At 29.9% G+C, this 14931-nt stretch carries 14 protein-coding genes; all 14 read left to right on the forward strand.

Annotation, left to right across the window (positions count from 1 at the left end; all coding sequences use genetic code 11):
* The first annotated feature begins 27 nt into the window (after window positions 1-27).
* The 14 genes from argS to ACGHJ8_RS04005 all read left to right on the forward strand — a co-directional run bounded on the left by argS (window position 28) and on the right by ACGHJ8_RS04005 (window position 14923).
* Window positions 28-1689, forward strand: a complete 1662-nt coding sequence (gene argS / locus ACGHJ8_RS03940) for an arginine--tRNA ligase (protein WP_390541801.1) — start codon at window positions 28-30, stop codon at window positions 1687-1689.
* Between the two features lie 9 nt (window positions 1690-1698).
* Entirely contained in the window at window positions 1699-2031 is a 333-nt protein-coding gene (rpoE, locus tag ACGHJ8_RS03945; protein ID WP_205090644.1) for a DNA-directed RNA polymerase subunit delta, read from the forward strand.
* Window positions 2032-2853: 822 nt separating this feature from the next.
* Window positions 2854-3582, forward strand: coding sequence for an alpha/beta fold hydrolase (locus tag ACGHJ8_RS03950; protein WP_390541803.1), 729 nt, complete (start codon window positions 2854-2856; stop codon window positions 3580-3582).
* Window positions 3545-4291: a type I 3-dehydroquinate dehydratase gene (aroD, locus tag ACGHJ8_RS03955; protein ID WP_390541805.1), complete on the forward strand. Its 747-nt coding sequence runs from the start codon at window positions 3545-3547 to the stop codon at window positions 4289-4291. Before ACGHJ8_RS03950 ends, aroD begins: the two co-directional genes overlap by 38 nt.
* On the forward strand, window positions 4284-5066 hold the full coding sequence (locus tag ACGHJ8_RS03960) for an HD domain-containing protein (RefSeq protein WP_087359315.1): 783 nt from the start codon (window positions 4284-4286) through the stop codon (window positions 5064-5066). Before aroD ends, ACGHJ8_RS03960 begins: the two co-directional genes overlap by 8 nt.
* Entirely contained in the window at window positions 5063-5572 is a 510-nt protein-coding gene (locus ACGHJ8_RS03965) for a Gx transporter family protein (RefSeq protein ID WP_087359313.1), read from the forward strand. The genes ACGHJ8_RS03960 and ACGHJ8_RS03965 overlap by 4 nt, the downstream gene beginning before the upstream one ends.
* A gap of 89 nt (window positions 5573-5661) precedes the next feature.
* Window positions 5662-7146 (forward strand): glycerol kinase GlpK, encoded by a 1485-nt coding sequence (glpK, locus tag ACGHJ8_RS03970; RefSeq protein ID WP_390541808.1) that lies wholly within the window; start codon window positions 5662-5664, stop codon window positions 7144-7146.
* A gap of 8 nt (window positions 7147-7154) precedes the next feature.
* Window positions 7155-7622, forward strand: a complete 468-nt coding sequence (locus ACGHJ8_RS03975; protein ID WP_087359309.1) for an immunoglobulin-like domain-containing protein — start codon at window positions 7155-7157, stop codon at window positions 7620-7622.
* A gap of 83 nt (window positions 7623-7705) precedes the next feature.
* Complete coding sequence (locus ACGHJ8_RS03980) at window positions 7706-8359, forward strand: response regulator transcription factor (RefSeq protein WP_087359341.1); 654 nt, start codon at window positions 7706-7708, stop codon at window positions 8357-8359.
* Entirely contained in the window at window positions 8356-9774 is a 1419-nt protein-coding gene (locus ACGHJ8_RS03985; protein ID WP_390541811.1) for a sensor histidine kinase, read from the forward strand. The genes ACGHJ8_RS03980 and ACGHJ8_RS03985 overlap by 4 nt, the downstream gene beginning before the upstream one ends.
* Window positions 9761-10492, forward strand: coding sequence for a hypothetical protein (locus ACGHJ8_RS03990; RefSeq protein WP_390541813.1), 732 nt, complete (start codon window positions 9761-9763; stop codon window positions 10490-10492). Before ACGHJ8_RS03985 ends, ACGHJ8_RS03990 begins: the two co-directional genes overlap by 14 nt.
* Before the next feature lie 102 nt (window positions 10493-10594).
* On the forward strand, window positions 10595-11869 hold the full coding sequence (locus ACGHJ8_RS03995; RefSeq protein ID WP_087359303.1) for a hypothetical protein: 1275 nt from the start codon (window positions 10595-10597) through the stop codon (window positions 11867-11869).
* Between the two features lies 1 nt (window position 11870).
* Window positions 11871-12587 (forward strand): ABC transporter ATP-binding protein, encoded by a 717-nt coding sequence (locus ACGHJ8_RS04000; protein ID WP_087359301.1) that lies wholly within the window; start codon window positions 11871-11873, stop codon window positions 12585-12587.
* Window positions 12584-14923, forward strand: a complete 2340-nt coding sequence (locus ACGHJ8_RS04005) for a hypothetical protein (protein ID WP_390541816.1) — start codon at window positions 12584-12586, stop codon at window positions 14921-14923. Before ACGHJ8_RS04000 ends, ACGHJ8_RS04005 begins: the two co-directional genes overlap by 4 nt.
* The last annotated feature ends 8 nt before the right edge of the window (window positions 14924-14931 follow it).

Consider the following 14931-nt stretch of genomic DNA (forward strand, 5'->3'; position numbering starts at 1 on the left):
TGTCCATATTTTGAGTGGCAGGGTACTATGGCAATTAATAAAATAGAACTTTCATTAAAGAAGGTCATACAAAAAGCGGTTGTTGATTTAAAATTTGTGGAAGATTATCCACTTGAACAAATTGTAATAGAAATTCCTAAAGATAAAGCACATGGTGATTATTCGACAAATATTGCGATGCAACTTACAAAAGTGTTAAGAAGAAATCCTCGCGAGATTGCACAAGCTGTGATTGATGCATTAGATTTAGAAGCAGGACATATTGAACATGTAGAAATGGCAGGTCCGGGATTTATTAACTTGTTTTTAAGAAAAGATGCAATGACTTCAGTTATTCAGGAAGTTTTAACTGAACAGGATCATTTTGGTTGTTCTGATTATGGACAGGGTATTCGATATAATATTGAATTTGTATCAGCGAATCCTACTGGAGATCTTCATTTAGGACATGCGAAGGGGGCTGCTGTTGGTGATAGTATCTGTCGTATCATGAAAGCAGCTGGTTATGATGTCACAAGTGAGTATTATATTAATGATGCAGGAAATCAGATTACGAATTTAGCGTTGTCTTTATATGCCAGATATTTACAGGCTTTTGGTAAAGAAGCCAAGTTACCTGAAGATGGATATCATGGTGCAGATATTATACAGATTGCTGAAAACTTAAAGGAAGAATATGGCGATCTTTTTTTAAATGTTTCTCAAGAAGAAGCCATTGCTTATTTTAGAAAAATTGGAACAGAACATGAATTACAAAAAATTAAAGATATATTAAAAGAATTTAGAGTTGTTCATAATGTCTGGTTTAGTGAAACTTCATTATATGAAAATAATAAGATTGAACCAACCATTCAAAAATTAAAAGATCAAGGATATACTTATGAAAGTGATGGTGCTTTATGGTTTAAATCAACTGAATTTGGTGATGATAAAGATCGTGTCCTTATTAAAAGTGATGGAAGTTATACATATTTAACACCTGATATTGCATATCATTTAAATAAGTTAGATCGTGGTTATGAATATTTGGTGGATTTATTAGGTGCTGATCATCATGGTTATATTCAACGTATGAAAGCAGCTATTCAAGCTTTAGGATATAATGCTGATCAGTTAAACATTGATATTATGCAGATGGTTCGTATGGTTGAAAATGGAGAAGTTGTGAAAATGAGTAAGCGTACGGGAAATGCAGTGACAATTAAGGATTTAATTGAAGATATTGGTGTGGATGCTACACGTTATTTCTTTGTATCTAAAGCAGCAAGTTCACCATTTGATTTTGATTTATCACTTGCTAAGTCAAAATCCAATGATAATCCTGTCTATTATGCACAATATGCCCATGCTAGAATGTGCTCTATTGAAAGACAGGCAGCTCAGGCAGGAATTGAAATGGCTGATCATTATGAATTACTTGTCCATGAAAAAGAAATTGAACTTGTTAAACATATCAATGAATTTAGAAATGAAATTGTTGAAAGTGCAAAACAAAGAGCACCTCATAAAATCGCAAATTATATTCAAAAACTTGCACAATTATTCCATTCGTTCTATAATGATTGTTATGTTATTGATGAAAATCATTTAGATTTATCATCACAAAGATTAGCTTTAGTAAAAGCAACACAAATCACTTTAAAGAATGCATTAAATTTAATTGGTGTTGAAGCACCAGAAAAAATGTAGGAGGATATTATGGTTGATTATAAACAGAGTTCAATGGTAGATGTTGCCTATGATTTGATGACAAAAAAGAAAAAACCGGTAGATTTTTATAAATTATGGCAGGAAGTTTCTGAAATTAAAGGTTTTGATCAAAATGATCAGGAAGAAAATGAATCATTGTTTTATACAAATATAACGTTAGATGGACGTTTTATTACAGTAGGAGAAAATCGCTGGGATTTAAGAAGTCGTCATAAGTTTGATGAAGTGCATATTGATATGAATGATATTTATGCAGATGATGAAGAAGATACATCAGATGATGATGGTGACGATGGTTTAATTGAAGATGATTATAATTAAACAAGCTCTTTTGAGCTTGTTTTTGTGTGCAATAAAATCTATATAGATGGTCTATAATCAAAAAAGATTGACTGTAGGGATTATGTGAAAACATCTTGTATAATAGAAATGCAGTCTGGAAACTAACATACAGTGGAATTATGTAAGCAAGTGAGTAAGAATGCTTGTCTGTATAAACATATTAACGAAGCTGATAAATATTTATTTTATACTTTCATTAACTTATATAAAAAGAACCTACATTATCATAGTATTTAAATAATGTGGTTCTTTATAAAATGAAAGTGATTTCTTGTTGATGATCCACTTTCCGTTTCGAGATGAACCCTCACGTTTGACTATCTTAGATGATTTCAATTTATTAAATAATCTTTTTACGGTTGCTTCAGAAATACATATTCTTTATAAGTCAATGTTGGATATTTATGAATAAGTTTTAATAGGTTCATTGATTGATAATCAAGGTCAACATTAAGGTCATCAAGGTCAGTATCATGAATTTGACTTCTATAAATATTAATTCTTAAGTCAATATCTCCACCGATAAACTCTGGTTCTTTTAACCCGGCATTTAAAACTGTGTTAATAATAGAAAATATGCAGATGTTTTTTTTAAATATTTAAAAGTATAAAAGTGGTTAAGTTAATGAAAAACATGACATAAAATGATAACAAATAAAGTATCAAAAATACCGAAACGAAAAGTTATATGTAGAGAAATGTCCGTGTTTTCTCAGTTTTTTCTATCTCATTTGACTTGTTTTAAAGAAAGTGTTTTACTCAACAAGAAAAAATGATTATAATGATAAAAGGTGAATAGAAATGAAAGATATTTATTATCAAATTAGTGGAGAAGGTTTTCCTATTGTATTCTTACATGGCAATGGGGAAGACCATCATATATTTGATCAGGCTGTTTTACAGTTATCAAAACAGTATCAATGTATTTGTATTGATTCACGTTATCATGGTCAAAGTATTCACGCTGGGGAATTATCCTATCAACAAATAGCTAAAGATGTAATGGGTGTTGTAGATGAATTAAAATTGGAAGCTTATGATATCATTGGATTTAGTGATGGAGCTATTATTGCTTTATTATTAGCTCAATGTGATTTACGTTTAAAACATGTTGTGAGTATTGGGGCGAATACCAAACCTTGCTATATCAAATCTTTTTATCGATTAACATTTTATTTACAAATGCTTTGTTTAGCTGTTTTTGCATTATATCAAAAGAAAGCTAGACTCACATTGAAGTTGTATCGATTGATGTTAACACAACCACAGATTGAATATCAACAATTACATCAAATTCGTATCCCTGTTCTTGTTTTGGCAGGTGAATTTGATATGATTAAAGAATATGATACAAAACAAATAGCAAAAGCATTGCCTTATGGTATTCAAAAAATAATAAAACATGGCAATCATTTTTTATTACGAGATTCTTTTTTAGAAACGATGAAAGAAATTTGTTTATTTTTAGATGCTTGTCATCAGGAGGAAAGTCATGAAAATATGTCAGGTACGCCAATTAGCAATAGGTGAAGGAAAACCTAAAATTTGTGTTCCTGTTGTTGAAACAACAACAGAAAAGATCATCCAGCAAATACAAGAACTACAAAATTGTGATCTTATTGAATTAAGAATTGATTTTTATGAAAACATCCATGATTTGAAACAAGTTCATGAATTATTATTGCAGGTAAGACAACAGACGAATCTACCACTTTTATTGACGTATCGTTCTTTAAAAGAGGGTGGACACATTCAACTGAGTGATCAAGAATATTTATCACTGGTTCAAACAGCTTGTCAAAGTGGATGTATTGATATTGTAGATATTGAACTGGAAAGTGGGAATATGTTAGTTTATCAGTTGGTTGAAATCGCTCATCAAAATCATGTGAAGGTGTTGATGTCTTACCATGATTTTGAAAAAACACCAACTGTGATGGAAATGAAAGAGCGTCTGGAAAAGATGGAAATTATGGGAGCAGATATTTGTAAAATAGCTGTTATGCCTTTTTCTTATAAAGATGTGATTCAGTTACTGAATACAACAATGGAAATGTCACAAAGGCTCACAAGACCACTTGTGACAATGTCAATGGGAAAGATCGGAAAAATCACAAGAATTGTGGGAGAACTGGTTGGTTCATCTATTACTTTTGCCAGTGTAGGACAATCTTCAGCACCGGGACAACTCACTTTAGAAGATATGCAGACTTTATTGGAGGTTATTCATCATGATTGATTTTATTCAGGCTCAAAAAGCTTTTCAAAATTATATTAGCTCTTATGATATGACCATTCCTTCTATTCGTTTGAAAGTCGTGCATACATATAAAGTTGTAGAATGTTGTGAATATTTATGTCAACATTTACATTTGTCTAAAGAAGATACAGATTTAGCGATGTTGATTGCTTTATTGCATGATATTGGACGTTTTGAACAATGGATGCAATATCAAAGTTTTGCTGATCATAAAACCATTGATCATGCTTTATTTTCAAGTCAGTTATTATTTGGTAAAGGATTGATTCGTGAATTTATTTCTGACTCTCAATATGATGACATTATCAAAAATGCAATAGAACAGCATAATCGTTATCGTATAGAAGATGGTTTTGATGAGCGTACATTATTATTTATTCATTTAATAAGAGATGGAGATAAATTAGATAATTTTAGGGTCAAGGAAGAAGAAAGAATAGAGGATCTTTTATATGTCAGTTTAGAACAGGTCAATCAGGAATCTATTTCAGATAAGATTTATCAACAATTTTTACATGAACAATTGATATATGCTCCTGACCGACAGACACATATAGATATGTGGTTATCTTACATTGCCTTTATCTTTGATTTGTATTATCCATGTTCTGTTCAATATATTCAAGAATATCATTGGGTTGAGCGTTCTTTTGATCGTTTATCACCAGTCAATCCTCATGTTTATCAACAATATATGACATTAAAACAAATAGCTTTAGATTATATTCAAAAAAGGAGTAACAATGTAGTATGAATCATAAAAAAACAAGAAAAATGATCTATTTGGCTTTATTAAGTGCTATTGCGATTGTTTTACATACAGTGGAAGCGATGATTCCTGTTCCATTACCAGTAGGAGCAAAACTAGGACTGGCCAATATTATTTCATTGGTTGTTGTTCATCTTTATGGTGTCAAAGAAATGTTTATTGTTAATATTTTTAGAGTTTTTGTTTCTAGTTTATTAACTGGTATATTTATGCAAAATCCTTTCTTTATTAGTTGTGGTGGTGTCTTTTTAAGTAGTTTAGCTTTAGCAATTATTTATAAATTTATTCAATTACCAATGGTATCTACATCTATTGTTTCAGCTATTTTTCATAATATCGGACAAGTGGCCGTCGTATCTTTTATATTTTCTTTTGCAGGTATTATGATTTATGTTATACCCTTGTTGATAACATCCATCCCTACAGGGATTTTGACAGGATTAGTTGCCATTGAAATATTAAAACGTGTCAAAAAAGAACAAATTCAATGATGAAAATATTTTCATGGAATGAGCGATTGATGTAGAATCAGTCGTTTTTTATTATCAGATTTGATACAATAGATGTAGGAGGTTAGCTTATGGAAGAATATATTTTAGCAATTGATCAAGGTACAACGAGTACCAGAGCTATATTGTTTGATCAAAATGGACAATTATGTTATATGCAACAAAGAGAACTTAAACAATATTTTCCACATTCAGGATGGGTAGAACATGATGCTAAGGAAATATGGAATTCGGTTGTAGAAGTTGTGCAATCTTTATTTACAATCTATAATATTCGCTCGAGTCAAATTAAAGCCATTGGTATTACAAATCAAAGAGAAACAACGGTTGTATGGGATAAAACAACAGGTGAACCTGTCTATCATGCAATTGTATGGCAATCACGACAATCACAGGATATTTGTGATCAGCTGATTAAAGATGGCTATAGTCCAATGATCCAAGATAAAACAGGTTTGATCATTAATCCTTATTTTAGTGCCAGTAAAATAAGATGGATTTTAGATCATGTTGAAAATATGAATAAAGATCATCTTTTGTTTGGGACAATTGATACATGGCTGATTTGGAAATTAACGGGAGGAAAAGTCCATGCGACAGATTATACCAATGCATCAAGAACTTTGCTTTATAATATTTATGATTTAAAATGGGATGATGATTTATTGAAACTCTTTGATATTCCTAAAACAATGTTACCAGAAGTCAAAGAATCATCTTGTATTTATGGGTATAGTGATGAAACGTTATTAAGTGGTCTACATTTTAGAGCACCTATCTGTGGGGTAGCAGGAGATCAACAGGCTTCTTTGTTTGGACATACATGTTTTCAATCAGGTGATATCAAAAATACTTATGGAACAGGATGTTTTATTTTAATGAATACAGGTGAAAAACCGGTCGTTTCACATCATGGTTTACTCACAACGATTGCTTGGGGAATGAATGGTCAAATGACTTATGCTTTAGAAGGTTCAGTTTTTATTGGTGGTAGTGTGATGCAATGGTTAAGAGATGGTTTACAGTTATTTGCTCATGTCAGTGAAACAGAAGCAATGGCCAAATCTCTAGATGATAATGAGGGTGTTTATCTAGTACCTGCGTTTGTTGGACTAGGAACACCATACTGGGATAATGATGTAAGAGGCACAATTTTTGGTTTAACACGAGGGACAACACGTCAGCATATTGTTCGTGCAGCATTGGAATCCATTGCTTATCAAAGTCGTGATGTGATAGAAGTCATGAAAAAAGAGGCACATCTGACATTAACACATTTATCTGTTGATGGTGGAACAACTGACAATGAGTTTTTAATGCAGTATCAAAGTGATCTTTTAAATATTGATATTATGAAACCACAAGTCAAAGAAACAACAGCTTTAGGAGCAGCTTATCTGGCTGGATTAGCGATTGGTTTTTATGAAAGTCAAGAAGCTATTAAAAGTAGACATCTCATTTCAAAGACATATCATTCACAAATGGATTTTCAAAAAGCTTTACAATATTATCAACAATGGCAAAAAGCCATTGCGGCAACATGTTTATTTAAATAGGAGTATTTATGAAAAAAATTTTAATTGTATGTTTATTATGTTTAATGATTGTAGGATGTCAAGAAACACAAAAGTCATCTGTCTCTAAGTCAGAATCATCGCTACAATTAGTGGAAACAGATGATTCTTGGGGCATTGTTCTTAATGTTGACAATGTAACAGATACGGGTTTAACGTTGATTTGTAGTCAAAATGGTGGAGAAGTCACAGGAGATTTGCAAACGGGAGAGAAGTATTGGGTTGAAGAAAAGAGAGATGGAAAGTGGCAGGAACTTCCTACACCTCAAAAACCTGTCTGGTCAGATGTGAGTTACACTATTCAAAAACAGGATTTTACACATTGGGATATCCAATGGGAAGATCTCTATGGTTCTTTGTCAAATGGTGAATATCGTATTGGTAAGGAAATACAGGATTTTAGAGGTGGCAGTGATTATGATGAAAAAGCATATTATAGTGAATTTGTTATTCAATAAAGTTTACGCTCAGTCGTAAGCTTTTTTTATGATACAATAATGATACAACTTTTTGATATGATTTTATGTGAGGGGTGATGATATTGAAAATATTAATTGTAGAAGATGAAATGGCGATTAGAGATTTAATTGGAATGAATTTAACAAGAGCGGGTTATCAATGCGATTATGCTCAAAATGGAAAAGAAGGGTCTATACTGATTGATTATCACCACTATGATTTAATTTTATTAGATATTATGTTACCTTTTATTGATGGATACGAATTGATGCAGTATATTAAGCCACAAAATGTTCCCGTCATTTTTATCAGTGCTAAATCAACAGTGGAAGAAAGAGTAAAAGGATTAAAAATGGGAGCAGATGATTATTTGGTAAAACCATTTTCTATTGATGAGCTACTAGCAAGAGTGGAAAGTGTTTTAAGACGTTACCATAAAAGCTTAAATGAGATAAAAGTTTTAGATATTACAATTGACCTTAATCAAAGACTAGTGATACAAAACGGAAAGAGAATCTATCTAACACATATGGAATATGAATTATTACTTTTTTTAGTTCAAAATAAAAATATTGCATTATATAGAGATGTTTTATATCAAAAAGTCTGGAATGATGATAAGGAAGAAACAAGAACTTTAGATTTACATATTCAAAGATTACGTAAAAAATTAAATTGGCAACATGCTATTAAAACAGTTTATCGTATAGGCTATATGCTGGAGGTACAACAATGAAGTTTTCTGAAAAAATTATATATAGCTGTCTGGTAATTTTAGCAATCATGTTTTCAATAGGAATGTCATTGATGATTTATCAAAATCATGTAACGCTTTTAAAAACAACACGTGATCAATATTTATCACACCATCAAATTGAGCTTTACACATTAGAATCAAGACTATTTCAGGATAGTATAAGTCTTCAAGGATATTATTCAAAAGATAACCAGCAAATTCAAAATAAGATGATTTATTATGTTCAACAGTTCCAAGATGTTGAAAAAAATGGATATTATGCTTTGATACATGATAATAATCAAATATTATATACAAATATGAATGAAAATTTGAAGCCTTATATTTCATCAGAACATAATCACACCTATTTTATGAAATCAATACAACAGAATCAGTATATGTTTGTGACTTCTTCTTTTACTGTAGGGACAGATATTTATTATCTTGAAACTTGCTATGATATGTCTTTTGTATATAAGGAAAGAGATAGACAATTACAAAGTTTTTTAATCATTGGATGTTTTTTACTTGTTGTGGCTTCCTTTATTTTAAAAGTTCTTTCTAATTATTTAACACGTTCTATTTTAAAATTAAATGAAGTATCGAAAAGAATAGCTAGTGGGCAATATAGTGAAAGAACATGTATTCAAAGTCAAGATGAGATTGGTGAGTTATCACAGAGTTTTGACTATATGGCACAAATGAATGAACAACGTATTCAACAATTACAAGATAATGTCCTTCAAAAAGAGGAATTTATGGCGAGTTTTTCTCATGAAATTAAAACACCAATGACAGCTATCTTAGGATTTGCAGATTTATTAAGAACTTGTGATTGTGATGAGGAAACAAGACAAAAAGCAGCTCAATATATTTATCATGAGGGAAGACGTCTAGAAAGTTTAGCATATACTTTAATGGATTTATTAGCTTTAAATAATCGAACGATTCAATGTCAATGTGTAAAAATAAAAGATGTGATAAAACAAATTAAAAACTACTATCTTGGTCAAAATAAACAAGAACGTTTAGTCATAGAATATGACGATGTTTGTGTATTATCACAAGGAGAATTATTATTTGTATTGTTGAGAAATTTGATAGATAATGCATTGAAAGCAAGTCAAGATAATCAATCTGTTAAGGTGAGTATTCACAAGTGTCAACAGTATGTTATTTTTTCTATTTGTGATCAGGGAATTGGTATGAGTCAAGAAGCAATAGAAAAGGCAACAGAACCTTTCTATATGGCAGATAAATCTCGTTCTCGCTCTATGGGTGGTGCAGGATTAGGATTAACCATTGTCAAACGTATTCTAGAATTACATCATAGTTCTTTGCAAATTCAATCGCAGCTTAATAATGGAACAACGATGTCTTTTGCTTTGGAGGTCAATCATGAAAAAATATAAAATCAAAATCATATGTTTTCTTATTATATCATTATCACTGGCTATGCCTTATATTGTTGTCTATAGCATAGATTATTATGATTTTTCACATATGAAAACAATAGAAACAACAAATTTGAAAAAAATTATTGAAAATCACCCTATAGTGCAAGCTATCTATAATGATTATTATTCCAATGATCATAATGAGAATTCACCACAATACGTTGTGAAAAATAAAGAACTTTATAGTCAGTCTGCTCAAAAGAGAATCACAGAGTTACAAAATATTTTTTCAAGAGAAATTGAAAAATTAATGCAATACAAAGTGATTGATCAGGATATACTAGAAACAAGTCAAGATCGATATCCTATTACTTTTGGAACAATTTATGATCAAAAAGACCCTTATTTGGATCAGCTTTTAAGGATGGATAAAGATTATAAAAATATATCTTTTTCATGTGAAAAAGATACGGAAAAAATTGATAGTATTATGGTAGTAGATGCAAATGGGAAAAATTATACTGAAAAGCAATGTCAAAATATGGCTTGGCATATGATTGAGTATTTAGAGTTGGATGATATTGAAGATTGGTCATACAACCAATATGGTTATGAGTCACAGATTTTAAAAATAAGAGTTTATTGTCAAAATGATCAAGAACCAGAATCAATGCAGTTATCAATAGGTGTTCAATTATTGGGAACACCTGAAACTATTATAAATATTAAGTAAAGATATGAATTATGGAGTTCTTTTAAAACAACATTGAAAAGAACTCTTTTTTTTACAATTTAGATACATCTTATTGTTATGATGAATGTGGGGTGAAAAAGTATGAAAAAGATATTAATGATTTTATGTTTTATATTGTTATGCGGATGTCAGCAAAATGAAATAGGAACTGACCATAAAACGAATATCCAAAAAGAAAATTTAACGATGAAAGATAGGCGATATACAACATATGGTGATGGAAATGACAAAGGTTTTTATCGTATTCATAATGATGGTGAAAATAGTCGATTAGCTTATTGTGATTATCAAACACATCAGGAAGTTTATTTATGTAAGCAATCAGGCTGTGAACACAAAGATGAAAACTGTACATCTTATCTTTCACCATTTGATTCTATGAGCTCTTTATTTGTGTATGGGAATCATTTATATATGATGAATAGTACCGGATCTATGGAAATAAATGCTTTAGGAGAAAGTCAACGAACAGGACCACAAATGACCAAAATGGATTTAGATGGTCAAAATCGCCAAGTCTTATATCATTGTCAAGATGGTTATCATTTTGTGGATACAAATTGTGCTTTTGATTCTCAATATGTTTATGTCATTATGGGAAAGGAAAAAGAATATAAGATGAATGGAGATAATACTATTGTTACAGATGAAGCAAGAGGGTTGTATCGTATCCATTTAGAAAGTGGAAAGTGTGAAAAAGTATGTGATGCACCAGATATGATGATTGCAGGTGTTGATGGTAGAAAACTTATTTTAGAAGGCTTTGATTATCCTGAAAATATAACCGAATATCTAGAACAAGGGAATACTCAAAAATATGATGAAATATGTATGAATGCAAAGACTATTTTTACAAGTGTTGATGTTGATACAAAAGATATGTATAGAGTATCACAAAAATTTGATGATTATGATTTATGTGATGGTAAAAAAATATATTATCGTGATGGTGAAAAATTAAATATGTATGATATAAAAACACAGGAAATAAAAACATTGATGAGTTTACCACAAAATCATCAATATTATTTCTCTGATATAGTGGATGATTATATCGTATTGATGGAATATGATGATGAAAATGAAGTTTATTCACATATGTATGCCATTGATGTTCATTCACCCAAAATGATTGAATTACATCATTATACTAGAAAACCAACAGAAGCAGTAACGATTTTAGCTCAAATGCATGATAATCTATTAGTCCAATATGATCGTATTGGACATGATGAAAAGACATGGGCAGGAACAATGCAATTCGAGGTTGATAAGACATTTATTGGTTGTATTTCTAAAAAAGATTTTCTCAACGATCAAAATGAATATCAAACGATAAAGCAGATAGGTGATTAGTATGTTAGAAATGAAAAATGTATATAAAAATTATGGAACATATCAAGTTTTAAAACACGTTGATCTTTGTTTGGATGAAGGTATTTATGCATTATTGGGACCTAATGGCTCAGGGAAATCAACATTAATGAAACTTATATGCCGTCAGCTTAAACCAACAAAAGGACAAATTTTATGGAAACATAAGAAAATAGATGATTGGGGGCAACATTATTTTCTAGATATTGGCTATGCTCCACAGCAACAAGGACTTTATGAAGATATGACAGGATTACAATTTTTAACTTATATGGCTTTGTTGAAAGGGATAGAGAAAAAGAAATTAAAAAATGAAGTGAATAGAGTTGCTCAATTGGTGAATATGGACAAATTTCTCAAACAAAAATGTAAGACATATTCAGGTGGTATGAAGCAAAGAATATTAGTAGCTCAAGCACTTTTGAATAATCCATCACTTTTATTGCTTGACGAACCAACAACAGGACTTGATCCCAAAGAACGTGTATCACTACGAAATGTTTTATCTCATCTATCAAATGATCATATTGTTTTTATTGCAACTCATGTTGTTTCTGATGTAGAAAATCTTGCGAAAGAAATTGTTTTTTTAAAAGATGGTATCATTGTTGGAAAAGGAAAAAAAGAAGATTTGCTAAAACAATTTCAAGTTCATTGCTTAGAAGATGTTTATTTAAAGATTTTTGGTGATGATATATGATGCCTTTAATCAAGTATGAATTTATAAAAATGAGAGGACGTAAAAGCTTTATTGTTATTCTTATTTTGCTTTTGTTAAGTCAATTTTTTCTTTTTTCAGTAAGTTTAAATCAAAAGATTCCCTTATCTGCTTATCAAAAATTTCATCAGACTTTACTTTCCTTGCCTAATGAAAAACGTTATGAATTTACAAAAAAAGAGTATGAAAAATATCAGTCATTTATGATTTTGGAACAGTTAACGCAATTACGTCAAAATGAGCAAAAAAATGCTTCAATTATCGAAGAACTTTTACAAGAGAATCCTAATGTTGAAAATTATCAACAAGAGTATATCAGTAATCATCAGCCTCAATATACATCGTCTTTAGAACAAGATGCTCAATTTTTAGAAATGATGTTTGACGAAATGACACAATTAAAGACTTATTTTCAATATATTAAAGATATTCAACAACAGGCTCAACAACTTTCAGGAATTTCTATTTTTCAAAGTCATCAAAATCAAAATGAAATAGAAAGAAGTGCTAAAGATTTTCAAAAGTTAACCCATGTTGAAGTGACATATGATATCCAATATCCTCTAGAAATGGTGTTTTCATTTGATTTTACGAGTTTGTTTTTAGTGATTATTGTCTTGAGTTTATCCTATTATCTGATTATGGAAGAAAGAGAAAATGGATTGATGAATTTGTTGAAATTAAGTCAAAATGGATATATGAAAGTAATTATAGCAAAGTTCATTGTCATGTTTTTGATAACGAGTATAATCTGTTTTTTGGTATATGCAGGAAAATTAGGTTATATGGCATGGAACTGTGGATTGGGAGATTTGTCGCGTAGTATTCAGTCAATGGCTCATTATAGACAATGTCCTTTACAAATGAATGTCAAACAGTGGATTGGTCTGATGATAGGATTTAAAATATTGGTATTATCATTATTAGGTATAATAATGATGAATTTATGTTTGGTATTGAAAAATAGAATTTTATCTTGGATATCTATATTGGTATTTTTTGTAGTAGAAGTTTTCAGTTATTTGATGATTCATCCCTTAAGTTCACTTTATTTATTGAAGTATATCAATATGATTTCATTTCTACAAACAGATATTTATTTAAAAACATATCGATATATATCTGTTTTTGGATTGTCAACAACCCTTTATCATTTACATATTTTTATTATAATAGCTGGACTGATTTTTGGGAGTATAAGTTGTATATGTATCTATGTTTGTAAAAGAGATTTTTCTTTGAGAAATGCTCATTTTGTATTTAAACATTGTCTTCATTTGTCTTCTTTATGCAGTTTTGAATTTTATAAGATGATAAAAATACAAAAAGTTGGTTTTCTCATTATTTTAAGTTTATTTTTACAATATTATCAATATCATCATGTTTCTGTTTATATGGATAGTGAATCTTCTATTTATCAAAGTTATATGCAATATTTACAAGGACCTCTTACTGATGACAAAATAAAATGGATTGAACAACAGCAGGATTATTTTGATTCATTGCATCAACAAATAGAAAAAATTGAAAATAATATCAATCTCACATCACAAAAAAAGCAATCTCTTAAAGAAAATATTTCTATGAAGTTGATAGGAGAGAATGTTTTTAATGATGTCAAGGAACAATATGAGTGGATTCAAAAACATCCCCAAGCTGAATTTGTTTATGAACGCCCGTATGAGGAATATTTTTTATCTTCTTCATGGAGTTTAGCACCTAGTTTAATGCTGATGATTTTCTTGTCACTAAGTTTATATCAAGTTATTAATATTGAATATGAAAATCATGTTAATGAAGTTAGTCAAATAACAATTAATGGAAATCATAGAATCCTAGAATTAAAAATTATAGGATGTGTTATTATAATAGGAATAGGGATGAGCATTTTTTATGGAACACCTCTTATCTTTTTACATAGTGTCTATGGTTTTTCATCTTTAGGAGCATCTGTCATTTCTATACCAACTTTTCGATCTTTACCTTCTGTATTGACTTTAGGTCATTTGTTTCTTATAGATGGGTTGATTAAATTTATTATTTGCATGAGCTTAACGAGTTTTTTATTGATGATTAGTGTGAAAGCCAGACATACTATGACAACATTATTTATAAGTTTATGTCTGTTTGTTATTCCTTTATTTCTTATTTATAATCAGATAGATTGTTTCAAAGATATATCTTTTTATCCAATGTTAAATTGTATTCAATATTGTATAGAAAACCCTATATTATTAATTGTTCAAATAATGATTTCGATAATTGTGATGATTTTATCTTTAAAAAAAGTTTTTCAACAATATTTTCACGTTTTGTAAGTTCTCAT

The sequence above is a fragment of the Massiliimicrobium timonense genome, assembly GCF_042850985.1.
Classification (GTDB): Bacteria; Bacillota_I; Bacilli_A; order Erysipelotrichales; family Coprobacillaceae; genus Allocoprobacillus.